32 protein-coding genes and 1 riboswitch are annotated in these 26,346 nt (G+C 47.0%); of the genes, 2 read left to right on the forward strand and 30 right to left on the reverse strand.

All coding sequences use genetic code 11. From position 1 onward, the window contains the following. Window positions 1–55 precede the first annotated feature (55 nt). A riboswitch (FMN riboswitch) is annotated at window positions 56–202 on the reverse strand. Between the two features lie 119 nt (window positions 203–321). The 4 genes from NYE38_RS11340 to NYE38_RS11355 all read right to left on the reverse strand — a co-directional run bounded on the left by NYE38_RS11340 (window position 322) and on the right by NYE38_RS11355 (window position 2,640). Then, window positions 322–666 carry a hypothetical protein gene (locus tag NYE38_RS11340; RefSeq protein WP_003153366.1) on the reverse strand — a complete coding sequence of 115 codons (345 nt, stop codon included), beginning with the start codon at window positions 664–666 and terminating at the stop codon, window positions 322–324. A 245-nt stretch (window positions 667–911) separates the two neighbouring features. Continuing rightward, the gene (lepB, locus tag NYE38_RS11345; RefSeq protein ID WP_039063276.1) at window positions 912–1,487 is read right to left on the reverse strand and encodes a signal peptidase I; all 576 of its coding nucleotides are present in this window, start codon (window positions 1,485–1,487) and stop codon (window positions 912–914) included. Window positions 1,488–1,567: 80 nt separating this feature from the next. Then, window positions 1,568–2,059 (reverse strand): CcdC protein domain-containing protein, encoded by a 492-nt coding sequence (locus NYE38_RS11350; protein ID WP_071181820.1) that lies wholly within the window; start codon window positions 2,057–2,059, stop codon window positions 1,568–1,570. 149 nt (window positions 2,060–2,208) lie between these two features. Then, complete coding sequence (locus NYE38_RS11355; RefSeq protein ID WP_003153363.1) at window positions 2,209–2,640, reverse strand: peptidylprolyl isomerase; 432 nt, start codon at window positions 2,638–2,640, stop codon at window positions 2,209–2,211. A gap of 284 nt (window positions 2,641–2,924) precedes the next feature. Between NYE38_RS11355 and NYE38_RS11360 the strand changes: the two genes are divergently transcribed. Beyond that, window positions 2,925–3,824 (forward strand): DUF1002 domain-containing protein, encoded by a 900-nt coding sequence (locus tag NYE38_RS11360; protein WP_014418285.1) that lies wholly within the window; start codon window positions 2,925–2,927, stop codon window positions 3,822–3,824. Between the two features lie 44 nt (window positions 3,825–3,868). Here NYE38_RS11360 and lysA read toward each other — a convergent pair whose 3' ends face one another. The 24 genes from lysA to NYE38_RS11480 all read right to left on the reverse strand — a co-directional run bounded on the left by lysA (window position 3,869) and on the right by NYE38_RS11480 (window position 24,057). Beyond that, complete coding sequence (gene lysA / locus NYE38_RS11365; RefSeq protein ID WP_025649809.1) at window positions 3,869–5,188, reverse strand: diaminopimelate decarboxylase; 1,320 nt, start codon at window positions 5,186–5,188, stop codon at window positions 3,869–3,871. A 124-nt stretch (window positions 5,189–5,312) separates the two neighbouring features. Continuing rightward, window positions 5,313–6,794: a spore germination protein gene (locus NYE38_RS11370; protein ID WP_017418066.1), complete on the reverse strand. Its 1,482-nt coding sequence runs from the start codon at window positions 6,792–6,794 to the stop codon at window positions 5,313–5,315. Continuing rightward, complete coding sequence (locus tag NYE38_RS11375) at window positions 6,748–7,356, reverse strand: stage V sporulation protein AE (RefSeq protein WP_123117309.1); 609 nt, start codon at window positions 7,354–7,356, stop codon at window positions 6,748–6,750. Before NYE38_RS11375 ends, NYE38_RS11370 begins: the two co-directional genes overlap by 47 nt. A gap of 3 nt (window positions 7,357–7,359) precedes the next feature. After that, entirely contained in the window at window positions 7,360–7,710 is a 351-nt protein-coding gene (gene spoVAE / locus NYE38_RS11380; RefSeq protein WP_003153356.1) for a stage V sporulation protein AE, read from the reverse strand. Next, entirely contained in the window at window positions 7,711–8,727 is a 1,017-nt protein-coding gene (spoVAD, locus tag NYE38_RS11385; protein ID WP_025649812.1) for a stage V sporulation protein AD, read from the reverse strand. It lies immediately after the preceding gene. Between the two features lie 11 nt (window positions 8,728–8,738). Continuing rightward, window positions 8,739–9,191, reverse strand: coding sequence for a stage V sporulation protein AC (gene spoVAC, locus NYE38_RS11390; protein WP_003153353.1), 453 nt, complete (start codon window positions 9,189–9,191; stop codon window positions 8,739–8,741). Between the two features lie 12 nt (window positions 9,192–9,203). Further along, window positions 9,204–9,629, reverse strand: a complete 426-nt coding sequence (locus tag NYE38_RS11395) for a stage V sporulation protein AB (RefSeq protein WP_340802521.1) — start codon at window positions 9,627–9,629, stop codon at window positions 9,204–9,206. Next, window positions 9,619–10,239 carry a stage V sporulation protein AA gene (locus NYE38_RS11400; RefSeq protein ID WP_007409412.1) on the reverse strand — a complete coding sequence of 207 codons (621 nt, stop codon included), beginning with the start codon at window positions 10,237–10,239 and terminating at the stop codon, window positions 9,619–9,621. The genes NYE38_RS11395 and NYE38_RS11400 overlap by 11 nt, the downstream gene beginning before the upstream one ends. 126 nt (window positions 10,240–10,365) lie before the next feature. Then, on the reverse strand, window positions 10,366–11,133 hold the full coding sequence (gene sigF / locus NYE38_RS11405; RefSeq protein ID WP_003153348.1) for an RNA polymerase sporulation sigma factor SigF: 768 nt from the start codon (window positions 11,131–11,133) through the stop codon (window positions 10,366–10,368). Window positions 11,134–11,144: 11 nt separating this feature from the next. Next, a complete protein-coding gene (gene spoIIAB / locus NYE38_RS11410; protein ID WP_003153347.1) occupies window positions 11,145–11,585 on the reverse strand; it encodes an anti-sigma F factor in 441 nt (146 codons plus the stop codon). Continuing rightward, window positions 11,582–11,935 (reverse strand): anti-sigma F factor antagonist, encoded by a 354-nt coding sequence (gene spoIIAA, locus NYE38_RS11415; RefSeq protein ID WP_065180567.1) that lies wholly within the window; start codon window positions 11,933–11,935, stop codon window positions 11,582–11,584. Before spoIIAA ends, spoIIAB begins: the two co-directional genes overlap by 4 nt. Window positions 11,936–12,030: 95 nt before the next feature. After that, on the reverse strand, window positions 12,031–13,200 hold the full coding sequence (locus NYE38_RS11420; protein WP_003153342.1) for a D-alanyl-D-alanine carboxypeptidase family protein: 1,170 nt from the start codon (window positions 13,198–13,200) through the stop codon (window positions 12,031–12,033). Window positions 13,201–13,336: 136 nt separating this feature from the next. Beyond that, window positions 13,337–14,155, reverse strand: a complete 819-nt coding sequence (locus NYE38_RS11425; RefSeq protein ID WP_003153340.1) for a purine-nucleoside phosphorylase — start codon at window positions 14,153–14,155, stop codon at window positions 13,337–13,339. A gap of 11 nt (window positions 14,156–14,166) precedes the next feature. Then, the gene (deoB, locus tag NYE38_RS11430) at window positions 14,167–15,351 is read right to left on the reverse strand and encodes a phosphopentomutase (RefSeq protein ID WP_015417748.1); all 1,185 of its coding nucleotides are present in this window, start codon (window positions 15,349–15,351) and stop codon (window positions 14,167–14,169) included. Between the two features lie 169 nt (window positions 15,352–15,520). After that, complete coding sequence (gene xerD / locus NYE38_RS11435) at window positions 15,521–16,411, reverse strand: site-specific tyrosine recombinase XerD (protein WP_007612347.1); 891 nt, start codon at window positions 16,409–16,411, stop codon at window positions 15,521–15,523. A gap of 7 nt (window positions 16,412–16,418) precedes the next feature. Beyond that, complete coding sequence (locus tag NYE38_RS11440; protein ID WP_003153331.1) at window positions 16,419–16,646, reverse strand: YqzK family protein; 228 nt, start codon at window positions 16,644–16,646, stop codon at window positions 16,419–16,421. A gap of 114 nt (window positions 16,647–16,760) precedes the next feature. Next, window positions 16,761–17,210 carry a ferric iron uptake transcriptional regulator gene (gene fur, locus NYE38_RS11445; protein ID WP_003153330.1) on the reverse strand — a complete coding sequence of 150 codons (450 nt, stop codon included), beginning with the start codon at window positions 17,208–17,210 and terminating at the stop codon, window positions 16,761–16,763. A gap of 112 nt (window positions 17,211–17,322) precedes the next feature. Next, window positions 17,323–17,967, reverse strand: a complete 645-nt coding sequence (spoIIM, locus tag NYE38_RS11450) for a stage II sporulation protein M (protein ID WP_065180568.1) — start codon at window positions 17,965–17,967, stop codon at window positions 17,323–17,325. A gap of 76 nt (window positions 17,968–18,043) precedes the next feature. After that, complete coding sequence (locus NYE38_RS11455; RefSeq protein ID WP_012117898.1) at window positions 18,044–18,271, reverse strand: hypothetical protein; 228 nt, start codon at window positions 18,269–18,271, stop codon at window positions 18,044–18,046. Between the two features lie 56 nt (window positions 18,272–18,327). Continuing rightward, window positions 18,328–18,618 carry a hypothetical protein gene (locus NYE38_RS11460; RefSeq protein WP_003153325.1) on the reverse strand — a complete coding sequence of 97 codons (291 nt, stop codon included), beginning with the start codon at window positions 18,616–18,618 and terminating at the stop codon, window positions 18,328–18,330. 110 nt (window positions 18,619–18,728) lie between these two features. Next, complete coding sequence (locus NYE38_RS11465) at window positions 18,729–20,042, reverse strand: NAD-dependent malic enzyme (RefSeq protein ID WP_065180569.1); 1,314 nt, start codon at window positions 20,040–20,042, stop codon at window positions 18,729–18,731. A 12-nt stretch (window positions 20,043–20,054) separates the two neighbouring features. Further along, complete coding sequence (gene nhaC, locus NYE38_RS11470) at window positions 20,055–21,461, reverse strand: Na+/H+ antiporter NhaC (RefSeq protein WP_021494261.1); 1,407 nt, start codon at window positions 21,459–21,461, stop codon at window positions 20,055–20,057. A gap of 141 nt (window positions 21,462–21,602) precedes the next feature. Further along, entirely contained in the window at window positions 21,603–23,030 is a 1,428-nt protein-coding gene (aspA, locus tag NYE38_RS11475; RefSeq protein WP_003153322.1) for an aspartate ammonia-lyase, read from the reverse strand. A 37-nt stretch (window positions 23,031–23,067) separates the two neighbouring features. Further along, a complete protein-coding gene (locus tag NYE38_RS11480; RefSeq protein WP_003153321.1) occupies window positions 23,068–24,057 on the reverse strand; it encodes a type I asparaginase in 990 nt (329 codons plus the stop codon). 176 nt (window positions 24,058–24,233) lie between these two features. On the opposite strand from NYE38_RS11480, the gene NYE38_RS11485 reads away from it, so the two are divergent. Further along, window positions 24,234–24,587, forward strand: a complete 354-nt coding sequence (locus NYE38_RS11485; protein ID WP_003153320.1) for a helix-turn-helix transcriptional regulator — start codon at window positions 24,234–24,236, stop codon at window positions 24,585–24,587. A gap of 10 nt (window positions 24,588–24,597) precedes the next feature. On the opposite strand, the gene NYE38_RS11490 is transcribed toward NYE38_RS11485, so the two are convergent. Beyond that, window positions 24,598–25,761, reverse strand: coding sequence for a TIGR00375 family protein (locus tag NYE38_RS11490; protein WP_017418076.1), 1,164 nt, complete (start codon window positions 25,759–25,761; stop codon window positions 24,598–24,600). Continuing rightward, window positions 25,761–26,315, reverse strand: coding sequence for an NUDIX hydrolase (locus NYE38_RS11495; protein WP_003153317.1), 555 nt, complete (start codon window positions 26,313–26,315; stop codon window positions 25,761–25,763). Before NYE38_RS11495 ends, NYE38_RS11490 begins: the two co-directional genes overlap by 1 nt. Between the last annotated feature and the right edge of the window lie 31 nt (window positions 26,316–26,346).

Here is a 26,346-nt window from a genome sequence, read left to right on the forward strand (position 1 = left end):
TTTTAATCCATAGGAAATAAGACTATACAGTAAGTTTATTTTTTGCATAGCTTCTCTCATCCTTCTCCCATCCAGACTTTCACTGTCGGCTTCAGCTTTTCACTGAATCCACCGTATACAGATGCATACGGGTCACGGGCTGTAAAGCGCAAAGCGCCTTATTACCGCCGGTCGGGATTTTCACCCAGCCCCGAAGGATACAATCAATATTTTTTTGTCCTTATCCGCTATTATAACATCCTTTGCGGCAGGCGCAATGAATTTGCACCTAATTATTCAGAAAAATAAAAAGCGCCCTTTTCCCATAAAAGGCGCCTTTATTTATTCGTTCACTTTGACGACCTTCAATAAGCCGTCAATCCGGTTTGATTTGCTGAAATACGCTTTAATCTTATCACCTTTTTTCACATCGGAGAGATCCTGCTTCAGCTTGTCGCCGTTAAAAATAATTTTTGTGCCGTTCGCTGCCGTACCGTGGTACTCAGTTCCTTCGATTTTCGTAATTTTATATGTTTTGACTGTATATTCTTCTTTTTCCTGGGACAGGGTTTGTCCGATTGCAGTCGGCACGTCTTTCAGTTCAATATCGTTTATGACCATATAACCGCCCGCTAATAACAGCAGCAGTACAAGTAAAATGGCTGCTTTTGTTTTAATTCTTCCCATTTTTCTACCTCCAGCCCGTATCAATCTATTCATTACTATGTCATATTCCTTTTTTTCATGAATAGAAAACCGTTCTTCCCTGCGTGAGTTATTCATATAACGTTTCATAAAGGGAAGATGTTTCATGTATCTGTAAAACTTTCTATCTATTAAATAGATATACGAATTTATGTTCTGTTTTTGAGGGTGGAAAGATAAATTTATATAAAAAAGCAGTTTTCTTATAAGAAAACTGCCTGTACGGTTTATTTCGTCTTGCGAATTTCATTAAACGGGAAGAAGACGAATTTTGATGTGCCCGCTATTTGTTTTTTCGTAAAGAGACCGAGGCCGTTGCGGCTGTCCATAGATTCTCTGCGGTTATCACCCATGACGAAATATTTGTCGTCCGGCACCTTCACCGGGCCGAAGTCTTCTGTCAGCCGGTCAAAGCCGCCTTGCTTCGCCTTGTGCTTGTTTGCCGCTAAATACGGTTCGGACACTTTTTTGCCGTTGATGTACAGCTGATCGTTTTTCATTTGCACCGTGTCGCCGGGAAGTCCGATAATCCGTTTGACATAGTGCTCGTTTTCTCCGTTCAGAACGACGATCTGGCCGCGTTTGAAGTCGCTTATGTATTTGACCGTCATATTGACAAAGATTCTCTCGCGGTCATGCAGCGTCGGATCCATTGATTCGCCGTCAACGAGATAAGGGGCAAATAAAAAGTTTCGGATGAGCAGTGCCAGAACGACAGCGATGATAATGGCTTTCGCCCAATCAAGTACGGCGCTTTTTTTAGAAGTTTTTTCTTTTTCTGATTTCAAGTGATTTCCTCCCATTAGCCATGGTCGTTTTTATTTTACCATGAATCCCTGCACAGAGGGCAAATAAGCCCCGCACCTCATCCATTTTTTTCATTTTATAAGCCGGATCTGCTGATTTTACGGTATTTCACGAAGCTTCCGATCCGCCAAATGCACAAATACACAAAAGCAAGTTCCATCGTTAAAACGGCGAATTCCGCCGCGTCAATGTTTTTGAAATATTGGCTGAGCACGATACGGATCGCAATAATCGCGATAATGACATATTTAAAGTTTTTATTCCGCTTGGAGTAGACAAAGCCGTCTTCCCGAATTTCATAGGCGGTTTGCGACAGCATAATGACGCCGAATACCGCGCCTAACAGTCCGGCGATGGCGAGCTCCCAAAGAGCGGGAAAATGAAACTGCTTTCCCGGGATATTCATGAGCTGGCTGATACTGAATGTGAAAATGACGGCGATAATCAAAAGCGGGAGAATGATGCCGAAGCCGCCGCCTTTAATCGGCCTGTTTCCCTTTTTCACCCTGAACCAAATCATAAGTGCGAGAATGATAATGACAAATAAAACGGTTGCCAATTGAACCAACGTTTCTACCTCTTTTCATTGTTGTAATCGGTCTTTTTCACTATACCAGAATGATCACCGATGTTCATATATGTATTTTTTCATGATTTACACATGAGAATTTTCATATACATAAAAAAACCCGCCTGAAAAAGGCGGGTTTTCTGTCATTATCCTTCTACACGGATTTCTTTCATTTTGTCTCCGTTAGACATGTTTTTCGCATGCTCTAAACCGCTTGTCACTTTTCCGAATACAGTATGAACGCCGTTTAAATGCGGCTGCGGCTCATGTACGATGAAGAATTGGCTTGAACCCGTGTCTTTACCGGCATGCGCCATTGATAAAGAACCGGCTTCGTGTTTATGCGGATTGCCTTCTGTTTCACATTTGATCGTTTTTCCGCTTCCGCCCATGCCTGTCCCAGTCGGATCTCCGCCTTGGCTGACAAAGCCCGGAATCACGCGGTGGAAAATAACGCCGTCATAAAAGCCCGTATTCGCCAGATTTTCAAAGTTAGCGACTGTATTAGGCGCTTCATTCGGATAAAGTTCAAATTCGATTCTGCTGCCGTTTTCCATTTCGATGTAACCAGTTTTCATTCTCATTCCTACTTCCGTATTGTTTTTTGTCAAAGCCTTCTTCAATATGAATTTCAATTGTAAGCCGGCTTTCTTTTTGATATTCTTTTGAAGGAAGAGGCCTCTGCTCTTCTTTTCGCGGCTATTATACCACACCTTCAGCCGGAAAACGAATCTCCCCGCTTCCGCAGAAAGAAAATGAAACCAGAACAGCTTCACAGCCGTCTATGTATCGGAACTGCTTCACGCAGGTCCTCACAAACCGCTTCAAAACGGCATTTGTGAAAAGAAGGAGGTTAACCGCTTTGAAAAAAATGTGGATTGGATTGCTGGCGGCGGCCGTTGTATTGTGCACAATACCGAAAATCAGCCTGGCCGATGCCGCAGTCGGAGATGTCATCGTCACACTGGGGGCGGATCTGTCAAACGAAAACCGTCAGAAAGTGCTTGACGAATTAAATGTCCCTGATAACGCGACAAAAGTGACGGTCACAAATAAAGAAGAACATGAATATCTGGGAAAATATATATCGAACGCCCAAATCGGCACAAGAGCCATCTCTTCGTCATCCATTACGGTGGCAAAGAAAGGGTCCGGGCTTGACGTTAAGACCCATAATATCGATTCCATCACGGATGAAATGTACTTAAACGCCCTGATGACAGCAGGAGTGAAAGATGCGAAAGTATACGTGACGGCGCCGTTTGAGGTATCAGGCACCGCAGCATTAACGGGAATCATCAAGGCATATGAAGTCTCATCAGACAAAGCGATTTCAGAAGATGTAAAACAGGTCGCCAACCAAGAGCTTGTCACCACTTCAAATCTCGGGGATAAAATCGGGGATAAAAACGCCTCCGCGCTCATCGCAAACATTAAAGATGATTTCGCGAAAAACGGTGTGCCCGATACAAAAGAAGGAATCGAGAAAAAGGTCGATGATGCGGCTTCAAACCTTAACATTACACTGACTGACGCTCAAAAAGACCAGCTCGTTTCATTGTTTAATAAAATGAAAAATGCCAAGATTGATTGGGGCCAAGTCGGCAGCCAGCTCGATAAGGCAAAAGACAAAATCACGAAGTTCATTCAATCCGATGAAGGCAAAAGCTTTGTTCAAAAAGTCATTGATTTCTTCGCTTCGATTTGGAATGCGATCGTGTCTGTATTTACAGGAGACAGCGGATCAAGTTCTAACAGCTGAATGCAAAAAGAGACCGGACGCCATTGTTCCGGTCTCTTTTTTATTTATTGTTTGACCCCCGTCTTAAACGGCAGATCCAGTTTTACAATGTCTTCATAAGTTTCCCTTCTAATGACAAGATGCGCTTCGCCGTCTTCCACAAAAACGACGGCGGGACGCGGAATGCGGTTGTAGTTGTTAGCCATGCTGTATCCGTATGCTCCCGTGCAGAAAACGGCTAGAAGATCGCCTTCTTTCACTTCCGGAAGGTCTATATCCCAAATGAGCATATCACCGCTTTCACAGCACTTACCCGCGATGGATACCGTTTTATCGTGGTGTTCTCCGATTCTGTTTGCCGATACGGCTTCATATTTCGCCTGATACAGCGCAGGACGGATATTATCGCTCATGCCCCCGTCAACCGCTGCATATTTACGGGTGCCGGGCACTTCTTTTTGCGAACCGATGGTATAAAGCGTCGTTCCGGCGTCTCCGACGAGCGAGCGTCCCGGTTCAATCCAGATCTCCGGAATGTCAAAAGCGTGCAGCGCTGCGTTTTCTTTTACCGCTTCGATAATTTTTTCCACATAAACGGCGGGATGAAGAGGTTCATCCTCCTCCGTGTAGCGGATGCCGAAGCCGCCCCCTAAATTCAGCACTTCAGAGACAAAGCCGAATGATTCTCTCCATTCATTCAGTTTTGTGAAGATTTTTTCTGCGGCCAGCACAAAGCCCGCCGTATCAAAAATTTGCGATCCGATGTGGCAGTGAACGCCGAGAAGGCGGATATGGTCTGACTGTAATACTTGTTCAATCGCCTTTTCTATTTGCCCGTTATGCAGATCAAAACCGAATTTGGAATCTTCCTGTCCCGTCGTAATATAATCATGCGTATGCGCCTCTACCCCCGGAGTGATCCGCAGAAGCACATCCATTGTGCGCCCTGATTTGCGGCACAGTTCCGCGAGTAAGGATATTTCATAAAAATTATCAACGACAATGCAGCCGATTTGATGATCGAGCGCCATTTTCAACTCTTCTTCGCTTTTGTTATTGCCGTGAAAATGAATCCTGTCAGCCGGAAAACCAGCCGCAACCGCCGTAAACAGCTCTCCGCCGGATACAACGTCCAATGAGAGCCCCTCCTGCTCAGCGAGCTGTATCATCGCAACAGAAGAAAACGCCTTGCTCGCGTACGCGACCTGCGCCTTTAAATCCGCGTCAATGAATGCCTGTTTAAAGCTTTTAGCGCGCTCACGTATTAAAGCCACATCGTAAACATAAAGAGGCGTGCCGTAATGCTCCGCTAAATACAGCGCGTCCACACCTCCGATTTCCAAATGACCTAGTTTGTTTTGTCTGCTTGTGCCATGTAAGAACAATGCTCATTCCCTCTTTCTGATCCGCATATGGGTGAAAAGGACAGCTTCTTTTGAGCTGTCCTTATACAAGTCCCGCATAAGTTAAGACATACAATATCATAATCTTCTGTCGGTTTCAATGCGATTATGAACCGCTTGGCTGTCTTTGACGGTCTTTCGGGTGAACAATGCTCGGTCTGACTTTGGCTCCCGGCACTGTCGTCCGGACGAGCACCTGCCACAGCGCCTTGCCGTTAAACGGTAAAAACGGCCATAAATACGGCGTATGAAACGAGCGGATATTCGCCATTATGATCAGCAGCAATGTAAAGCCTATCACAAAGCCTTTTACTTGGAAAATGGCCACGAGCACCATTAAGATGAGGCGTATCATTTTATTGGCGAGGCTGAGCTCATAGCTCGGCGTGGTAAATGATCCGATGGCGGCGATCGATACGTACAGAATCACTTCTGCTGAAAACAGCCCCACCGCTATGGCGATTTGACCGATCAGCACCGCCGCAATCAGACCCATGGCGGTGGATAAAGCGGTCGGCGTATGGATCGCGGCCATCCTGAGAAACTCAATCCCCAAATCGGCCAAAAAGATTTGCAGAATGATCGGGATATGCGTATTTTTATTTAAACCGATAAAATCCAATCTTTCAGGCAGAAGAGACGGTTCAAGAACAAAGAGGAACCAGATCGGAAGCAGAACAGTTGAAGCGATAATACCGAAGAACCTGATCCATCTTAAAAATGTTCCCACTGAAGGCGCCTGCCTGTATTCTTCCGCATGCTGAACATGGTGAAAAATCGTGGTCGGCGTTATGATCACGCTCGGTGACGTATCAACGACGATGATGACGTGCCCTTCTAAAATGTGATTGGCGGCCACATCCGGCCGCTCCGTGTATCTGACCATCGGAAACGGGTTGTAGCCCTGTTTGACGATGAATTCCTCCACCGTTTTATCAGCCATCGTCAATCCGTCAATGTCAATCGCATTCACTTCGTTTTCGACGATGCTGACAAGGTCCGGGTCCGCGATGTCTTCTATATACACAATCGCAAGATCGGTCTTAGAGCGCTCGCCGACTTTCGTAATTTTGACGCGGAGCCTTTCGTCCCTGATTCGTCTTCTGATCAATGCTGTATTAATGACGATATTTTCGATAAAACCGTCTCTTGCCCCGCGGACGACCTTTTCCGTATCCGGTTCTTCAGGTGTGCGTCCGGGGTAACTTCTGACGTCGACGACGAAAGCGAAGCCCGCGCCTTCAACGATAACGGCGACAAGTCCGGAAAGCACTTGATCCGTTGCTTCGTCGAGCGTTTTGACTTTTTGGACCTGCTGATTGACAAGCCTGTTTTCAACAACGTCAATCGCTTCATCCGCATTTTCGTCATAATTATTGACGTCGACGAGCTGTTCCATTAAATGAATGATAAACAAAGTATCGGTTAATCCGTTGACAAAGTAAATCTGGACTTCCCGGTCTAATACTCGAACTTTGCGGACGCCGACATCATAGCTCGTTCCCATACCGACGCGGTCTTTAAAAAATTGTTCATTTTTTCTAGGATCCCGGTACACCTTGATCATGTTTTCCGGTTTTTCCGGCATGGCTTTCGCTCCTTTCTAAAATGAATTCGACCGCCTTCATCGTGATCGGCGAGCCTTTGGATATGTCATCTTTTCTTCCCATCTTACCTATGTCGCCGATGCCCACAATGAGGGGAACGTCCAATTTATCCAGACAATACACCGTATCTCCGTTCATTCTGTGCTCGTCCATTTCTCTCATTCCGGTTTTATCGACGCCATACTCCGTCACTTCTCCATCACGGTCAATGGAGACATCGACTTTCGTCCATTCAGCCTGATGGGTCTTAGAAGCGACCGCAATCACCCCCAGCACTTCAATGTCCTGATGTGAGGCGACATATTTCAGCGCCGTTTCGCCCGGCCCTTCCCCTTGCAGGCCTGAATCGTCAAACATGACAAACACCGGGTCATTCGGCGCGGCTTTAATCAGCTGAACAAGTTCGGGGCCGCTTCTGGTTGACGGATTGCCCTTTGATTGGGAAATACACCGTCCGCCTGCTTTTTCCGCGGCATATTCAATTGTTTTGGCGGCGTATACGTCCCCGTCTGTCACAAGAATGACCTTCCGTTTCGTCATCAGGCATTATCCTTTCGGTTTAAAAATAATGGCTACAAGAAATGCGAATAAAATCGCTGAAGATATACCGGCGGAAGTAAGTTCAAAAATCCCCATGGCGATCCCGATAAATCCATGCTCGTGAGCTTGATGCATGGCGCCGTGCAATAAGCTGTGACCGAAGCTGACGATGGGAACCGTCGCGCCCGCACCTGCAAATTCGATAAATTTGTCATATATTCCGAACCCATCCAACAAGGCGCCGATGACGACAAAAGTTGTCATCACATGGGCGGGTGTCAGTTTAAAAATGTCAAGCAGCAGCTGACCGATAATGCATATGATTCCCCCGCAAACAAAAGCCAACAGATATTCCATTTATGATGCACCTCCCGCCCGCTCAAATACCACACCGTGCGCGATGGTCGGAATGGTTTCTTTCTGCTGGATCATTGTCGGACTTAAAAGCGCTCCTGTCGCGACAACGAGCACCCTGTTCAGAGCCCCTGATTTTAATTGATTAAAAATATGTGTGTACGTAACAAGCGCGGAGCAGGCGCAGCCGCTTCCGCCCGCAAACACCTGCTGGTCCGGCGTATAGATGAGAAGACCGCAGTCATCGTGTTTCGTTCCGACGGGATAGCCTTCTTCTTTGAGCAAATCTTTCACGATCGGCGAGCCGACGCCTGAAAGGTCTCCCGTTAAAATCAGATCATAATCATCCGCCGTGCGGTTTAAGTCCTGCAGGTGCTGTTTGATTGTGTCGGCGGCAGCTGGCGCCATGGCGGATCCCATATCGAACGGATCTGTTATTCCGAGGTCGCTTACTTTTCCCACTGTTGCGCTTGTAATCTTGATATCAGAAGGGTTTTGGCTGATGATGACCGCCCCGCCCCCCGTGACCGTCGAAGTGGCGGTATCCGGTTTTTGCCCGCCATATTCCGTCGGATTGCGAAATTGCCGTTCTGCGGTCGCGTTATGGCTGCTCGTGGCTGCGATCGCCCGGTTCGCAAAACCGCCGTCAATGAGCGCGGATGCGACGGCAATCGTTTCCATTGATGTCGAACAGGCGCCGAACAGACAGAGGAACGGGATTTTCAGATGTCTGGCGACGTAGTTGGCGGTCACATTTTGATTTAAAAGATCCCCCGCGAGTAACAAATCAATATCGCTCTTTTTCAAATTCTGTTTTTGCAAAGCTGAGTTGATGGCATCTTCCATTAACTGACGTTCCGCCATTTCCCAGTTTTTCTGATTGCAATGCATTTCATCGTATGTCTTATCAAACAGCGAACCGAGCGGGCCGTCTTTTTCTTTCGGTCCGGCTGCCGTCCCCGCCGCATTTACAAATAACGGGTTTTCAAACACCCAGGTTTGCTTTCCGGTTAATTTCATTTTTTCTCCTCCTACGAAAACAGTTTTTCACAAGCAAACCGTATCAGGCCTACGATATAGGCTGCCACGACGCCGAATACAATGACGTTTCCCGCCAATTTAAACATGTTTGTCGCTACTCCGAGCACGAGTCCTTCACTTCTGTGTTCCAGAGCCGCGCTTGTCATACTGTTTGCAAAACCCGTCACCGGCACGGCTGAACCCGCTCCGGCAAACTGCCCGAGTCTGTCATAAATGCCGAATCCGGTCAAAAGAGCGGAAATTAAAATAAGAGTGGCGGCCGTCGGGTTGCCCGCTGTTTTTTCATTAAAATTAAAAAAGTGGATGTAAAAGTCTTGAAGAGCCTGCCCGATCAGACAGATCAAACCGCCGATCAGAAAGGCTTTGACGCAATTCCAAACATATGGCGGTTTCGGCTGATAGTCTTTCACTTTTGTTTTGTAATTTTCTTTTAAGTTTGTCACGTCGGTTCCTCCTTATGAATGATGGATAAAATACAGCCAATGAAATAAAGAGCCGGCTATTTTGCCGAACACAATGGCCATCAGCAATATGATGATTTTGCTGCCGAAGCCGATCCGTTTGGCAAGAATGGGAAGCACATTCAGCACTTCTGTAAGCGCGGCGGCCAGCATGCCGACAAACATGCCGGCCAAAAGCCCGACCGGAACGGCCAGCCATTCAGATAAAAAAAAATGATTCATATTTAAGGTTTCCCAGCCGCCGAACACAGCTCCTGAAATAACAGCTCCTTCGTAGACCTGTACAAAGCGCATTGTTTTTGTCAGCTGCATAAGGCGGGGGATGATTCCCATAACGGTTAAAAAAGCCACAAAGCCCGCTCCCACGGTCAGCCCTCCGCCAAGCCCGACAAACATAACGAAAAGAATGCTAACGATCATGCAGATCTTTCATCGTCTCTTCATTTTCGTGCATTGCGACATAATGATCGAGATCAAGCTGATAATTAAACATCTCGACTTCCAGCGGGCTTGGCTCTTCATTCAGGCGTTTTTTGAAGATGTGATTAAAAAAGACGATCATACCGAGACCGAGGCCGATGCTGTATGGAATCTGAAGCAGATACGGATATTCATTCCGTTCGCCCGTTATGATTTCATATAAGGCGATATGAACTTCTCTCATACTGACATCTTCATGAAAATTCATAATGGCAAGACATGAACCGATAAAAAGCAGGAGCCAGACACCGACGAATAAAACGGCTGACAGCTGCTTTTTCTGGTAATGGATTTCCACTATCGTTTCAGCGCCGCCGACGGTCTGTACATCAAGAGCGGGAAAAGCGGTATGAATGGTTTTCAGCACTTTTATGATGTCCAGCACGACGATATTTTTGTCTTTTTTCGTGACCTTATACAGCGGCAGTGCCGACAGTTTTTTTTTCAGCTTTTGCTGTCCCGCGATCTGCGCGGCGTCGCCGATTGTGATGATATCTCCGGTATGAGCCTTCACGCGGTGGCGAAGTCTGAGAAATATTCGTCTTTCCATCTTGCATCACCATCTTTCGGGTGGTTATATATGTAGTATGCGGTTCACTTTTGTTCTCATTCATCAGCGGCAAAAGACCATAAATTACCACCGATGCACAAATAAAAAAAGCCGGCCCGTAAAAGGTCAGCTTTCCGTATGATCCATCTGCACTTTAATCTGCTTTAATATTTTTTTCTCCAGCCTCGATACCTGGACTTGGGAAATCCCGAGCCGTTCGGCTACTTCCGACTGTGTCTGATCTTTATAATATCTCAGATAGACAATGAGTTTTTCCCGTTCTTCCAAATCACTGATCGCTTCCTTGAGGGCGATTTTGTCAAACCACTTCTCTTCTGAATGATCGGCGATCTGATCAAGCAGGGTGATCGGGTCTCCGTCATTTTCATACACGGTCTCATGAATGGATGAAGGCGCCCGCACCGCTTCCTGCGCAAGCACCACATCCTCCGCATCAATTTCTAAATGGTCCGCGATTTCCTGGACGGTCGGCACTCTTCCGTATGTTTTTGACAGTTCATCTTTCGCCCGGCGTATTTTATTGCCGAGCTCTTTTAAAGATCTTGAAACTTTGACGGTTCCGTCATCGCGGATGAAGCGCTGGATTTCTCCGATAATCATCGGCACGGCATAAGTTGAAAAACGGACATCATAGGACAAATCGAATTTATCAACGGATTTTAACAATCCGATACAGCCGATCTGAAACAGATCGTCCGGCTCATAGCCTCTGTTTAAGAACCTTTGAACGACGGACCACACAAGACGCATGTTTTTTTCTATGAGGAGGTCTCTTGCCTGCTGGTCGCCCTCTTGGCTCTTTTTGATTAATTCTTTGACTTCATGGTCCTTGAGCTGCGCGTTTTTGCTGTTTTTCTTAACCTCCACATCCATAACAAATCTCCTTAATTACAAAGCGCTTTGCTTTTTGATAGGTGTTTTGTTAAGCGTATCGTCGTTCCCATCTCCGGCGAGGAATCAATCGTGACATCATCCATGAAGTTTTCCATAATGGTAAAGCCCATTCCGGAGCGTTCAAGCTCGGGTTTTGTCGTAAATAGCGGCTGGCGCGCTTCCTCAAGATCCGTGATCCCGAGGCCTTCGTCACGTATGGTCAGATAGACGACATGATCCTCCAGCGTAACGGAGATGTACACCTTTCCGTCGCAGTTTTCTTCATAGCCGTGGATGATCGCGTTTGTTACCGCTTCTGATACGACGGTCTTGATTTCCGTCAGCTCATCCATCGTCGGGTCGAGCTGTGCGATAAAAGAAGCAACCGTTACGCGCGCAAACGATTCGTTCTGACTGAGGGCTGAAAATTCAAGATGCATCTCGTTTTTCATGATGCCACCCCCAACGTTAAAAGCGCTTTTTGTTCCGATTGTTCGAACCTGATGATTTTAAACAGGCCGGACATGTCAAACAGACGTCTCACCGCGGGCGAAATCGCGCACACGACCATTTCTCCGCCGAGCTGTTTAATTTGTTTATAACGCCCTAAAATCACGCCGAGGCCGGAGCTGTCCATGAAGGTAAGATCTTCAAGGTTCAGCACAATGTGACGGATGCCGTCAGCCTCCAGCGATTCAGTAACCCTTTGTTTTAATGATTCTGCCGTATGATGGTCGAGTTCACCTGTTAATCGAATACAAAGCACGGATTCTTTGACATGAAAGTCAATTCCAAGGCTCATGCTCATTCCTCCTTGATATGATCGGATAATGAGTGTTTCGATTTTTGGGAAAGCAATTCCTTCACTATGACAAAACTAGTGCCCGTTCGCCACGATTATTTAAATTTTGTCCAATCTCCCATCGTCCGCTTCAGAAAAGTGAGAAAACCCGCTTTTTCCATGTCGTCTTTTGCCGTGACCGGGCTTTCAACGAGCACCTTTCCGTCTTTTTTCAGAACGAGGCTGCCGAGCACCTCTCCTTTTTTAACCGGAGCCGTTACATTGCCGTTGATTTTCACTTCTTTTTTTACTTTGTCCATGTTCTCTCCCTTTTTGGCCAGAAGAGAGATCGGCTCAGATGTGGTCAGCTTGATCAGTTTCTGTTTTCCTTTTTTCACTTTTACCGTTCCGACGATTTGATTCCGTTTGTACAGCGGGTGTGTTTTGAACTGGCTGAAGGCGTAATCAAGCATTTTGGTCACTTGGGCATTTCTTTCTTTCGGGGTGCTGGCTCCGAAAACGACAGCGATGACCCTCATATTTCCTTTTTTAGCGGTAGCGGTTAAACAATACTTCGCTTCGCCTGTAAAGCCCGTCTTCACGCCGTCTACACCCGGGTAAAATTTGATCAGCCGGTTTGTATTGACGAGCCAGAACTTTTTGTCTGTATTTTCTCTTAAATAATCCTCATACGTTCCCGTAAATTGAGTGATTTTATCGTACTTTAATAATTCCTTCGCCATTTTCGCCATGTCATAAGCAGAGCTGTAATGGTCTTTTTCAGGCAGTCCCGTCGGGTTTTTGAAGGAGGTATCTTTCAATCCCAATTCTTTTGCTTTTTTGTTCATCCGGCTGACGAAATCCTCTTCTGAACCGGCGATATACTCCGCCATTGCGACAGATGCGTCATTTCCGGAAGCTATCGCAATTCCTTTGAGCATTTCTTTTACCGTCATTTCTTCTCCGGGTTCAAGGAAAATCTGTGATCCGCCCATAGACGCGGCGTGTTCACTCGTCCTGACTTTATCGCTCATCTTTATTTTCCCTTTGTCAAGCGCTTCCATGATTAAAAGCATGGTCATGATTTTTGTCATGCTTGCCGGCGCCAGACGCTCCCGGCTGTTCTTGTTATAAAGAATGCTTCCCGTATCGCGTTCAATCAGCACGGCGCTTTTGGCTTCATGGGCGAGCTCCGATGTATGTTTTCCGTCCGGCTTTGCAAAAGCGGACGGTGCTGATGCCGTTAATAAAATGCCAATCAACAAAGTGGATATAAGACGTTTCATCTCCAAAGCCCTCCATTTCATAATCCTTTTTATTTTTTCCAAATCCGGTGGTTTTATACGCCTCATCTGGAAAATGTTTCGTGTTGAGGGCACAAAAAAACAGCTGCTTCCGAAGAAACAGCTGACTTATGCTGACTTATTTTTGAGATCGTGCGACTACGGCTTTTACAAGCTTCAAAAAGCCGCCTTTTACTTTTTCCGTCATTTCCATTACTTCTTCATGGGATAACGGCTGGTCAAGAATACCTGCCGCCGCGTTGGAAATGCATGAGATGCCGAGCACGCGCATCCCCGCGTGGTTGGCGACGATGACTTCCGGCACGGTCGACATGCCGACAGCGTCAGACCCCATCGTTCTTAAAAACCGAACCTCAGCAGGCGTTTCGTAAGACGGCCCCGTAACAGCTGTATACACACCTTTTTGAACTGGAATGCCCAGCTCATCGGCCGTTTTTTCAGCCAAGCTTGACAGCTCTTTGTCATAGGCTTCTGACATGTCCGGGAATCTCGCTCCGAATTCAGCTTCGTTCGGCCCGATTAACGGGTTGGTGCCTGTAAAGTTGATATGGTCTGTAATAATCATCAGATCGCCGGCGCGGAATTCAGTGTTGATACCGCCGGCTGCGTTCGTCACGACGAGAGATTCAACGCCGAGCGCTTTCATCACGCGGACGGGAAATGTGACCTGATCCATTGAGTAGCCTTCATAGTAATGAAAGCGGCCCTGCATCGCGATGACCTGCACGCCTTCAAGCGTTCCCATCACAAGCTGGCCGGCATGGCCTTCTACCGTTGAGACCGGAAAATCAGGGATCGTTTCATATGTAAGCTTGACAGCTCCTTCAATTTCATCGGCCAATACGCCGAGCCCTGACCCTAAAATCAGACCGATCTTTGGTGTTTCTTTCACGTGTTCTTTAATAAATGCAGCAGCACGTTCGATCTTTTGTTTCAAAAAAAGTCCCCCTACTGTAATCTTGATAAAAAGCTTTTTCCGTATTCCGGCTTTTCCGTTTTGAAATTATCCGCAATGGTTGCGCCGATATCGGCAAATGTATCCGCAAGCGGCAGCTGTTCAGTGTGTTTGTGCTTTTTGCTGTAAACAAGAAGCGGCACATACTCCCGCGTGTGATCCGTGCCGTGATGGACAGGATCATTGCCGTGATCCGCAGTGATGATAAGCAGATCGTCTTCTTTCATTTTTTCAAACACTTCCGGAAGCCTCGCGTCGAATTCCTCGAGCGCTTTTCCGTACCCTTCCGGATCGCGGCGGTGTCCGTACAGCGCGTCAAAATCAACGAGGTTGGCAAAGCTCAGGCCCGTAAACTCTTCACCGAGCGTTTCAATCACTTTGTCCATGCCGTCCATATTAGATACCGTGCGGCGGGAAGATGTAATGCCTTCTCCGTCATAAATATCAGAAATTTTGCCGATGGAAATGACGTCTAATCCGCTGTCTTTCATTCCGTTCATTACCGTGCGGCCGAACGGTTTGAGCGCATAATCATGACGGTTCGGCGTGCGTTTGAAGCTGCCCGGTTCTCCGACGAACGGTCTTGCGATAATCCGGCCGACCATGTACTTCGGATCAAGCGTCAGTTCTCTTGCCGTTTCACAGATGCTGTACAGCTCGTCAAGCGGAACGACATCTTCGTGAGCCGCAATCTGCAGCACGGAATCTGCTGATGTATAAACGATCAGCGCACCCGTTTCCATATGTTCTTTTCCGAGCTCGTCCAGAATCGCCGTGCCTGAAGCCGGCTTATTTCCGATGATTTTCCGTCCTGAACGCCGCTCAAGTTCCTGAAGAAGTTCATCCGGAAATCCTTCCGGGAACACTTTAAACGGTTTTTCAATGTAGAGGCCCATAATCTCCCAGTGCCCCGTCATCGTATCTTTCCCGTTTGACGCCTCCTGCATTTTTCCGTAGTACGCAAGAGGGTGCTCCGTTTTTTCCACGCCCTTAATGTCTCCGATCAGTCCGAGACCGAGCTGCGCCATATGGGGCATATGTAAGCCGTTCATGTGCTCTGCGATGTGTCCGAGCGTATTTGCGCCTATATCATTAAAATCGGCGGCGTCCGGCGCTTCACCGATTCCGACAGAATCCATTACGATCAAAAATACCCGGTTATATTTGTATTCAGACATCATAAAAGCCTCCTTTTCTTCCATTTGTCCATTGTAGCTTACAGAGGTCAGACAACTCAAGTATAAACCGTTTACATTCTCGTTGACAATGCCGATTCAAATAATTAGAACCTTCTCTGTATTCCGCCAATCCGGCAAAAAAAAGCCGCGGCCCCTCTGGCAGCGGCTCCTAAGCGCGCGGATGATACTGTTTGTACACGTCCTTCAGCCTTGTTTTCGTCACATGCGTATAAATTTGCGTCGTGGAAATATCGGCATGTCCGAGCATCTCCTGCACGGCGCGCAGATCCGCCCCGTTTTCGAGCAGGTGCGTTGCAAAGGAGTGCCGGAGCGTGTGCGGTGTCAGCTCTTTTTTAATCCCCGCTTCAAGGGCGATTTTTTTCAGGTTTTTCCAGAATCCCTGACGGCTGATCTGCCTGCCGTGATGATTCAGAAAAAGCGCTTCGGTTACGTTTTTCTTTAATAATTTCCCTCTGGCTTTTTCAATGTACGCTTCTATCGCATGAGAAGCGGCTTCACCAATCGGCACAATCCGCTCTTTCCGCCCTTTTCCGAAGCAGCGGACAAATCCCATCGTCAAATGGACGTCGGATAATTTCAGCTCGATCATCTCGCTGACCCTGATGCCGGTCGCGTACAGCAGTTCAAGCATGGCTTTATCCCTGAGACCGAACGGGCTGTCAAGCTTAGGCGTGTCCAATAACCGCTCAACTTCGTGAAGCGCCAATACTTTCGGAAGCGTCCGCTCTGTTTTTTGTGTTTCAATATGTACCGAAGGATCTTTATCCGCGGCTTTTTCCCTTAACAGAAATTGATGAAAAGACCGGATTGACGCCAAATGCCTGGCAGACGTCTTGCCGGATTTCCCGGAGTCCTTTATATGCTTTAAATATTGAATAATATGAAGACGGGTCACATCATTCCATGAAGTGATCTGAAGGCTTTCAGTTAAGAAGAGAGAATAACTTTTCAGATCACGCTCATAGGACATCATCGTATTTTGGGACAGCCCTCTTTCAACCCTCACGTAATGGATGAAATCCTTAATTTGATCCTTCACTCTCGATCTACTCCCCGTTTTGGTAAAAAAAGATCAATCGGCCGAACCAGCCGTCTTTCTCCTCATGTTCCGTTTTGGCCACTTTGACGGCGGAGCCTTCCGGTTTATCGTACCGATGATAGTTTTCATACTCTGAATTCACCCATATCATAGCATAATAGAACAGCGCGGTAAAACCTGTGAACAGTATAAACACTTTGATCGTATCCGCGGCTGTTTTTAAGAATCTGCCCATCTTTCTATCGACCCTTTCTTTGGCGGCTGTTAGTACACCTTATGCCAATTTCAAAGGCTTTTATACATAAAAACAGCAAAAAACCCTTTCCTGGCAGAAAAGGTTCGTAGGCTTTTACTCTGTTTCATCCCCGCGGCAGCGGTGGCAGATTCCGTGAAAAGTCAATCTATGATCTTTAATTTTAAATTTCCAATCACGTTCAATCACTTCTTCAACGTCTTCAAGCAGATCTTCTTCAATTTCATCGACGGCTCCGCACTCCATGCACACCAAATGGTGATGAAAGTGAGCCGCGCCTTCTTTGCGAAGGTCGTAGCGGGATACGCCGTCCCCGAAGTTAATTTTATCAACGACTTTTAATTCTGTTAATAATTCTAATGTACGGTATACTGTAGCGAGACCAATTTCAGGAGATTTCTCTTTTACGAGGAGGTATACATCTTCTGCGCTTAAATGGTCTTCTTCGTTTTCAAGCAGCACTCTTACCGTTGCTTCCCGCTGTGGCGTAAGCTTGTAGCTTGACGAGTGCAGCTGCTTTTTAATTCGATCAATACGGTTTTCCATGTCTTTCCCTCCTACGCCGCATTCCATGACTCATTATAACAAAATACGCGCAGAGTTCCAACTATAATTATTATAAACTGATAAATAAAAGTATTATTTTGTGATAATCATTCTAAAATATGCGTGATGACAGCTTTTCCATAAACAGCGGAGACACGTACGCCTCGAGCAGCGAGGCGATGGCCGAGAAGAAAACGATGAGAATCAGCACGAAGGCATAGCGTCCGAACCATTGGATCGGCGCGTCATGAAGGCTGCGTTTGACAAACAGCTGCCGGATCAATTTCAGGGAAAAAGCGATGGAGCATGTCCCCATGATAAGGTATGCCGGAATGAGAACGATGTTTTGCGGCAGAACCGAAATAAATGACAGGAAAAACCCGTTCATCCCCATTTGATTCACTAAAAAACCGACCGTGAAGCCGACGACGATTCCTTTTAAGAACACCATAATGAAAATAACCGGAAGACCGATCACGGAAATACCGAGAATCCACATCAGCCCCAAATATTTTACATCATGAAAGACGGCCTGCCAAAACATTTCTGAAGCGCCGGCATGTTTTCCGTCAGACAGCTGTCCGAAAAACTTGCTTAAATAGTAATACAGATCTTCTTTCTGCGTGATGGTCATGCTGTTGACGATGATCGCCCCGAAAATGACCCCCATCAAAAACAAGACAAACACAAATATATAAAGTGACAGATGATCCTTTACATGGCGAAAAAACAGTTCTTTGTACGATTGTTTTCTCATACCGCTTTCCTCCCGCTAATCTATTGACTTGATTTAGTAGATTGTATGAAAGAAAAGAGAAAACATGACAGAGAAATCATAGAAAGGCGCGAGATTCGGGCATAAAAAAAGAACCCCCGTCATCACTCCGGTGATCATAGGGGTTCCTTTTTTTATGCTTTATTCTTTCAAGCCTGTCTTTTTTGGTTTTCGTCACTCTTTCATGGGTGCTGAAAGACGGCGCCGTCCCCCTTGACAGGACTGCGTCACGCATCCCGTTTCTTTTGAGATGCTCCCGCATTTTTTTCGTTTTGCTCTTCGCCATGTGCCAATCGCTCCTTTTTCCCTTTTCTTTATCATAACAAAAAAATCCCGATGTGTTCATGAATACGGCTCATGTTTCGACCGGTAAGCGCGCAGAGACGTTTTGGCAGATGAATAGCTCCCCATTGCGGCGTATCCGTAAAAAAAACCCATAAAAATCCCCGCATACACGTGTTCATGATGACCGAAAACGATAGACACAACATTTCCGGCAGCAAGGGCAATCGTGGGAACGAATATGCCCGGAACCCGGCAGAACACTTTGATCAGCTGTGTAACGCATAAGACGACCGGCACGCCGATCACAGCATCCCAAATATTTGTATGGATCAGCGGAAAATAATCCACATTGCCACCTCTTTTTTCCGTCTTTTGCTATCTGTTAGCCTGCCTAAGAATTCCGCTTCCTATTCATGAAAAAAACAGCACCGGCACATGTCCGGTACTGTAAGAGTTGTTTATTTTCCTGCCGCGGCCCGTTCTACGGCTGCTGATACGGCCTGATGCACGTCCGCATCCAAAGGCTGAGGCACGAGATCGCCGTGTTTTGTGCAAGAGGCGATGGCTTCTGCGGCCGCCACAAGCATTTCATGGTCGATTTTCTTGCTTTTGGCGTTCAGCGCGCCGCGGAAAATCCCCGGGAAGCCGAGAACATTATTGACTGAACGGCCGTCAGCTGCATAAGCGGCTCCGGCTTGTAATGCCTCTTCCGGTTCAATCTCCGGCTTCGGATTAGATAAAGCCAGAATGACGTGTCCTTTTCTGACATCCTCTTTTTTAATGAGACCCGGAACTCCTGTGGTGCTGATCACAATGTCACACGTGTCCATTAATTCTTTGATGCTTCCAAGCGGCTGACCTCCGTACTGAGCGAGGCGGTTCATTGCGTCTTCTGACTTGTCCGTTCCGCAGACCGCTTTGACTCCGTATGCCATAAACATGCGGCAGATGGCGACGCCTGCCGCGCCGAGACCGATCTGACCGACCTTCGCTTCTTTTAAATCAAGACCGGCGCTTTTACAAGCGGAAATGGCGGCGGCGAGCGTGACGACCGCCGTGCCGTGCTGGTCATCGTGCATAACCGGAATGTCCAGTTCTTCTTTCAGGCGGTCTTCAATGTCAAAGCAGTGGGGCGAACCGATATCTTCAAGCAGAATTCCGCTGAACCCCGGAGAAATATGTTTTACCGTGCGAATGATTTCTTCCGGATCAGAGGTATCGAGCAAAATCGGAATTCCGCTGATACCCGCCAGCTGGTCAAAAAGCGCGGCTTTCCCTTCCATTACGGGCATTCCGGCGACAGAGCCGATATTGCCGAGGCCGAGAATCGCCGTGCCGTCGGTGACAATGGCGACAGAATTGCTGATTGTCGTATAGATGGACGCTTTTTCAGGCTCGTTTTCAATCAGTCTGCACACATCGGCGACACCCGGCGTATAAACACGGCCAAGCTCAGCCAATGTCCGGATCGGTATTTTGCTTTTCATCTGAATTTTGCCGCCTTCATGAGCAGAGAGCACTTCATCTGAGACTGTATGAAGACGGATGCCTTCACCGAGAGCTTCAATGGCTTGAATGATTTCCTGCAGCTGCTCTTCATTTTCAGCCTGCACCGTAATGTTGCGCATTGTGTAGTTCGGGCCGACTTTAACGGTTTCAACTTCCCCGATATCTCCGCCCATCACTCCGATGGCGGTTGCCACTTTTCCGAGATTTCCGGGAACAGTCGGCGTTTCAATCATTAACGTCCGAATCATATGCTTTGTAATCATGAAATGAACCTCCTAACCCAATTTTTGAGATTGTAAGGATTTTTCTTTCGTGTACCAAATGAATTTCCCCGTGTATCCGTACAATATTGCCAGTCCGATAGATACAAAACTGAGCCACATGAACGGCAGATAAGAAAATGTGGATACGCCGAGAATGCCGGCCATATAGATGCCGTTATCAGACCACGGCACCATCCCTGAAGTAAGCGTGCCGCCCACCTCTGCGTTCCGGGATAAAACTCTTCTGTCAAGTTTCAGTTTATCATAACTGTTCTCCATGATTTTCGGCGTCAGAATCAATGACACGTACATCGCACAGCCGAAAATGTTTCCTAAAAGGGCGACGATCAATGTCGAAAGCGTTACATTTCCCGGTGTGGTCAGCTTTTTCTCAAAAGTTGAGACAATCACTTTTAATACGCCGAGCTTCTCAAGAATTCCTCCAAAACCAAGACCGAACAGGATAACGACTAACGTATCCAGCATACCGGTAATGCCTCCGCGGTTTAACAGGCCGTTTAAAAATTCGACGTCCGTTTTAATAGAAAAACCATTATAAGCAGTCGCGATGGCACTGGCAAAATTCATTCCCTGAAAGACGGAAGCCCAGATTGCGCCAAGCAAAGCACCGATGATAATAACGGGCATAGACGGCTTTTTCAAAATCAGAAGGACAACGACGACAACAGCCGGAATGAGCATCCATATATGAATGTCAAACGTTTTCTGCAATGAAGATTTTAAAAATTCCACTTTGTCGAGATCAATATTTTTTCCGCCGTATATAAATCCCGTTACGGTAAATAGAATGGCCGTAATAATATAGGACGGAATTGACAGATACATCATCGCTCTGACGTGTGACAGCACATCCACCTTAGAAAGCGTGGAGGCAAGCACTGTACTGTCAGACAGCGGTGAAAGCTTGTCTCCGAAGTAAGCGCCGGACAAAACGGCTCCCGCTACGATCGGAAGCGGTATACCCATTCCCTCTCCGATAGCAATCATGGCGATCCCCGCGGTTCCCACGGTTCCCCACGACGTTCCGGTCGCAACGGACATAACGGAACAAATAACCAGTGTAGCCAGAAGGAAAACATGAGGATTAATAAACTCTAAACCATAATAAATTAACGTCGGCACAACGCCGCCGGCAATCCATGTCCCGATGAGTGCACCGACCGAAACGAGAATCAATACCGCTTCAAGACCGTTTGATATCCCGGTGACAATCGAATCCTGCAAGTCTTTATATGAATATCCCAGCCTGACTCCGAGAATAATAGCGAAAAACCAGGATATTAATAGAGCTAGCTGGATCGGCAGGTCTAAAAACACTGTGAACGATAAGACAAGTGCTAAAAACCCGAATAATAAGATAATTATTTCCAATAAATTTGGCAATCTGGCCTCTTTCACAAGAAAATCCCCCTAGAAGAAAAAAGCTAAAACGCTTTCATCAAATGATATAACAAATTATACTATACTGCCTCATCCCTTTGTATGGCAACCGCCTATTCACTAAAAAACGTGAAAAGGCGGCTGTTGTTGCTTTAAAATTTATTTTTCTAATAGATCTTTTCCGGCAATTCCCGGTTTTGTCATTTCATACGGATTCAAAATGATATCCAATTCTTCTTCTGTCAGTACATCATTTTGAAGGCAAAGATCTCTTACAGATTGCCCCGTCATGATTGCTTCACGGGCAATTCGCGCAGCCGCTTCATACCCGAGGTGCGGATTGACCGCTGTAATGACGCCGACGCTTTTTTCCACGTATTGCTTCAGACGTTTTTCGTTGGCTTCAATTCCCGCCAGACAATGATCGGTGAATGAACGGAACCCGTTATTCATGATGCTGATGGATTGAAGCAGGTTAAATACGAGTACCGGCTCCATTACGTTAAGCTCCAGCTGGCCCGCTTCTGAAGCGAGGCAGATCGTATTGTCATTCCCGATGACCTGAAAGGCGATTTGGTTGATCAGCTCTGCCATTACAGGGTTGACTTTCCCAGGCATAATGGATGATCCCGGCTGACGGGCGGGCAGTGAAATTTCCGCAAGTCCCGCGCGCGGACCTGAAGCCATTAAGCGCAGATCGTTGGCGATTTTAGACATGTTCATCATGCATACTTTCAATGCGGCTGAAACTTCCGTATACGCATCAGTGTTTTGTGTGGCGTCAACCAAATGGCCGGCGCCGACAAGCGGCAGTCCGCTGATGTCAGCCAGGTGCTTTACAACCTGTTCTATGTAGCGCGGATCGGCGTTAAGTCCCGTACCTACGGCCGTTGCCCCCATGTTGACTTCATACAGATGCTGGCGGGATTGTTTAATTCGCTTTATGTCACGCTCGAGCACGCGGCTGTATGCTTCAAATTCCTGTCCGAGACGGATCGGCACAGCGTCCTGAAGGTGTGTGCGCCCCATTTTAATGACAGAATCAAATTGTTTCGCTTTATCCTTAAAGACACTCAGCATATGCGCCATCGTATCAAGGAGCTTATCCAAAAGTTTTAAGGTGGAAATATGGATTGCCGTCGGGAACACGTCGTTCGTCGATTGTGACATGTTGACGTGTGTGTTCGGGCTGAGGTGAATGTATTCACCTTTTTTATGCCCCATGATTTCAAGCGCTCTGTTGCCGATTACTTCGTTGGCATTCATGTTCATGGACGTTCCGGCTCCCCCTTGGATCGGATCGACGATGAATTGGTCATGCCATTTCCCCTCGAGAATTTCATCTGCGGCCTGGACAATCGCATTTCCGATTCCTTCATACAGCCGTTTTACATCCATATTGGCAAGCGCCGCCGCTTTTTTGACGATGGCGAGCGCATTAATCATTTCTTCGTGGATGCGGTATCCGGTAATCGGAAAGTTTTCTTTCGCGCGCAGCGTTTGTATTCCGTAATACACATCAGCTTCAATTTGTTTTTCTCCGAGGAAATCTTTTTCCTGACGATATTCTTTTTGCGCGTTTGTCATGCTAAAACCCTACTTTCTCTTTGTGGTAGTCATGTTTTTACAGTACAACGTCGTCTGCGATCGGTGTCTCCATAATGTTTTTGACTTCAGCCAAGTTGTGAGACTGGCCGAGCGCCCACATTAATTTCGGCACGATGGCTTCCGTGTTCATATTTCTGGAGCGGATAATGAGATCTTGATTGACTCTTCGGCCGACTTCATAGACGCTCATGTCCTCTCCTTCTTCAAGACATTGTGTCGTAATGACGACGACAATGCCGCTTTCAATCATTTCATTGACTTTGGCGAGAATGTCTCTTCCTTCAAACGGCACGCCGCCGCTGCCGTAGCTTTCAATGACGATCCCTTTGTACATGCCCTTTAATGCGTCAAACATTTCCGGTTTCAGCCCCGGGTGGAGCTTGAGCAGGCACACGTCCGTGCAAAGTGAGGTATTGACCGTAAAGGCATCGTCTTTTGGCATGTGCACTTGTTTGTTGTATTCAATTCCGTTTTCGGTAATAAACGCGATATACGGATAGTTAATGCTCTCAAATGCATCATAGCTTTTCGTTCTTAATTTAATGGCGCGTGTGCCTTGAATGACTCTGCCGTCAAATACGACGTATACGCCGCCCACCCCTTCACATGCGAAGCGGATCGCGTCCGTGATATTTTTTTTGGCATCGGTTTTTTGAAATGTAATCGGGATTTGCGAACCCGTAATGACGATCGGTTTATCAGCATGCTGAAGCATATAAGACAGTGCCGCTGATGTATAAGCCATTGTGTCTGTACCGTGCGTAATGACGAACCCGTCATATGCGTCATATTTTTCTTTGACAGCATTTGCGATTTCGGCCCAGTATTCAGGCTGCATATTTGTGCTGTCGATGTTCATTAACGAATGGGTTTCCATCGTGTAATCGTTATCAAGTTTTGATACGTAGGTTAACAATTCGTCTGCTTTCACCCCGGGTGCAAGCCCGTTTTCTCCTTCGACTGAGGCGATTGTTCCTCCGGTTGTTAACAGCAATAATTTTTTCATACCCTGCACCTCTTCATCCATTTCTCAAGATGTGTTAAGCATTCGCTTTTCGCATACTTTTAATCAAATTATAGACAGACGATTGAAATTAATCAAGTGATTATTATTCAATTCGCGTACACTTTTGCATATCGATATGATATAATTTGCTCAAGTGAAAAGGAGCGGTTTTGAATATGAATTTAGATCGTTTAACTGAACTGAGAAAAAAGAAAAATTGGTCTCTTCAATATACGGCTGACCGTCTCGGCATCGCCAAAAGCACGTACGCCGGGTATGAATCAGGATACCGGCGTCCGTCATTCGAGGCGCTGGGCACGCTTGCCGATCTGTTTGACACGACGTGCGACGATTTACTGGGGCGCACTGAAAAAAAGGCGGAGCCGTTTACCCAGACCATCGAATTAACAAACGCCGCACAAGGCCGCGGCACACTGACCGTTGACGGACAGCCGCTGAATCAGGATGAAATCATCGAATTGATTGCGTTTGTCCGCACGAAAAAGAAGGTGCAGGAGGAGCTCCGCTAAAATCCGGCTTTTACGGCTTGATTCTGCCGTACGTCCCTCCGCCCCCGGCCTCAAGGACGAGCTGCCCGGTGCGCGCTTTATGAATGACAGCCGCTATTTTAGGCTGGACGACACGCGCCAATTCCTCTTCTTGCGCCTGATGAAGAATCGCCATCTCCGTCCCGAAAGCCCGCTTCAGTTTGTCTAACGTTTTCGGCCCGACCCCCGGAATGAACTGCAGCGGGATTTGATGAATATACGGCGGCCGCGGCACGCGGCTTTTTTTCGGTCCGCTCAGTTCCTCCAGCCGTTCACTGACCCCTTTTGTCATTGTTTTCCCCCCGCACTCCGGACAGGCGGAAGCTCCTTTTTCCACTGGGCCGCCGCAGCGGTCGCAAGCCGTCCGGTAATACTTCCCGAGCTTCGGGTTCAGCCCGTAATTCGCCGTGATTTTTCTTCCGTCCTTCCCTTTTAAAGCCAGCGAAAATTCCGTGAAATTCGCTTCTTTAAGAAGCATTTCATTATATTCTCTGCCGATTTTTCCTAAGGAATGCGCATCAGAATTTGTTAAAAATGTATACGGATCAAGTTCCGTTACCCGCGAAGCCATGTCGGTGTCACAGCTTAACCCGAGTTCCGCCGCGTCAATGAGCGCCGGGTCGAAAACTTCTGTCAAAGAAGATATGACCCCTTTTCCGTACAGGCTTTTATGCGGGGTGAACATATGGGCGGGAATAAACAGCCCGCCCAATTCCTTTGTTTTCCTTTGAAGATTCAAACCGGTTTCATAAATACGCTGGGAACTGAGATGGATATTTTTAAGCCTTTTTGCGAGCCACTCAGAAAACATCTTCATTTCGGCAAGAGACGGCATAAAGACGAGAACGTGAATCGGCCCGCGGCATGTGTGATCATAGATTTCAAGCTCACTGCCCAATAGAAGCGTCGTATTCCGATACCGGATGCCGCCTTCTTTCAGCTCACGGTATCTGCCTTCATCAATTCCGCGCTCGATTTCTTCTATGACTTCCGGGGAATGGCAGTCGATGATGCCCAATAGTTCAATTCCCTTCCCCTCACTGGCCTCTTCTAAAATCCGATGCAGCGTCAACGTTTTGGCCCCGGTGATTTTGACCGGTTTTCCCGTATAGGTGCGGCCGATATGAATATGCAGATCGGCATAGATGGTTTTCATCATTTTTCCTTCAGCGCTTCTTTCAGCTGGAGATACTGAATCGCGTACGCCGTTTTTGCGTCATACACCCTGCGGGATTCAATCAGCTTCACGGCCTCTTCAAGCGTGACCTGCATGACTTCGACAAATTCATCCTCATCCAGTTCGCGCTTTTCTTCCAGCGGCGAAAGCCCTTCCGCAAGAAAGAGATGCACGATTTCATCAGCAAACCCGGGTGATGTATAAAAAGCGGTGATTTTCGTCAAGGTTTCCGCCGTATATCCCGTTTCTTCCTCGAGCTCTCTTAACGCCGTATGTTCCGGCTCTTCTCCCTTTTCAAGCTTCCCGGCCGGAATTTCAACGATTGTCCGTTCCAGCGGCTTTCTGAACTGGTTCACCAAAATGATTTTTCCTTCCTCGGTCACCGCAAGTACGGCCACCGCTCCCGGATGTTTGACGATTTCCCGCTTGCTTGTTTTTCCGTTCGGGAGCTCTACATCCTCTAAGTAAAGATCTATGACTTTCCCGTCATACAGCTTTTTTTTCGCAAGTGTTTTTTCTTCTAAATGTTTCATCATGTCATCTCCCGTTCTGTCTCTCTATTAT

Origin of the sequence: Bacillus sp. EU63, from assembly GCF_038592915.1 — a bacterium.
In the GTDB taxonomy this organism is placed as follows: Bacteria; Bacillota; Bacilli; order Bacillales; family Bacillaceae; genus Bacillus; species Bacillus velezensis.

Bases quoted from the DNA above. Each gene is read 5' to 3' on its own strand.
- NYE38_RS11340 (WP_003153366.1), bottom strand. From the start codon at position 666: ATGGGAAGAATTAAAACAAAAGCAGCCATTTTACTTGTACTGCTGCTG.
- lepB (WP_039063276.1), bottom strand. From the start codon at position 1,487: ATGGGAGGAAATCACTTGAAATCAGAAAAAGAAAAAACTTCTAAAAAA.
- NYE38_RS11355 (WP_003153363.1), bottom strand. From the start codon at position 2,640: ATGAAAACTGGTTACATCGAAATGGAAAACGGCAGCAGAATCGAATTT.
- NYE38_RS11370 (WP_017418066.1), bottom strand. From the start codon at position 6,794: ATGCCGGAAAAACCGGAAAACATGATCAAGGTGTACCGGGATCCTAGA.
- spoVAE (WP_003153356.1), bottom strand. From the start codon at position 7,710: ATGGAATATCTGTTGGCTTTTGTTTGCGGGGGAATCATATGCATTATC.
- spoVAD (WP_025649812.1), bottom strand. From the start codon at position 8,727: ATGAAATTAACCGGAAAGCAAACCTGGGTGTTTGAAAACCCGTTATTT.
- NYE38_RS11395 (WP_340802521.1), bottom strand. From the start codon at position 9,629: ATGATCGTTAGCATTCTTTTCGTTATGTTTGTCGGGCTTGGCGGAGGG.
- NYE38_RS11400 (WP_007409412.1), bottom strand. From the start codon at position 10,239: ATGGAAAGACGAATATTTCTCAGACTTCGCCACCGCGTGAAGGCTCAT.
- sigF (WP_003153348.1), bottom strand. From the start codon at position 11,133: ATGGATGTGGAGGTTAAGAAAAACAGCAAAAACGCGCAGCTCAAGGAC.
- spoIIAB (WP_003153347.1), bottom strand. From the start codon at position 11,585: ATGAAAAACGAGATGCATCTTGAATTTTCAGCCCTCAGTCAGAACGAA.
- spoIIAA (WP_065180567.1), bottom strand. From the start codon at position 11,935: ATGAGCCTTGGAATTGACTTTCATGTCAAAGAATCCGTGCTTTGTATT.
- NYE38_RS11420 (WP_003153342.1), bottom strand. From the start codon at position 13,200: ATGAAACGTCTTATATCCACTTTGTTGATTGGCATTTTATTAACGGCA.
- deoB (WP_015417748.1), bottom strand. From the start codon at position 15,351: ATGTCTGAATACAAATATAACCGGGTATTTTTGATCGTAATGGATTCT.
- NYE38_RS11440 (WP_003153331.1), bottom strand. From the start codon at position 16,646: ATGGGCAGATTCTTAAAAACAGCCGCGGATACGATCAAAGTGTTTATA.
- fur (WP_003153330.1), bottom strand. From the start codon at position 17,210: ATGGAAAACCGTATTGATCGAATTAAAAAGCAGCTGCACTCGTCAAGC.
- spoIIM (WP_065180568.1), bottom strand. From the start codon at position 17,967: ATGAGAAAACAATCGTACAAAGAACTGTTTTTTCGCCATGTAAAGGAT.
- NYE38_RS11455 (WP_012117898.1), bottom strand. From the start codon at position 18,271: ATGGCGAAGAGCAAAACGAAAAAAATGCGGGAGCATCTCAAAAGAAAC.
- NYE38_RS11465 (WP_065180569.1), bottom strand. From the start codon at position 20,042: ATGATTACAAAGCATATGATTCGGACGTTAATGATTGAAACGCCGACT.
- aspA (WP_003153322.1), bottom strand. From the start codon at position 23,030: ATGACAAACGCGCAAAAAGAATATCGTCAGGAAAAAGATTTCCTCGGA.
- NYE38_RS11480 (WP_003153321.1), bottom strand. From the start codon at position 24,057: ATGAAAAAATTATTGCTGTTAACAACCGGAGGAACAATCGCCTCAGTC.
- NYE38_RS11485 (WP_003153320.1), top strand. From the start codon at position 24,234: ATGAATTTAGATCGTTTAACTGAACTGAGAAAAAAGAAAAATTGGTCT.
- NYE38_RS11490 (WP_017418076.1), bottom strand. From the start codon at position 25,761: ATGAAAACCATCTATGCCGATCTGCATATTCATATCGGCCGCACCTAT.
- NYE38_RS11495 (WP_003153317.1), bottom strand. From the start codon at position 26,315: ATGAAACATTTAGAAGAAAAAACACTTGCGAAAAAAAAGCTGTATGAC.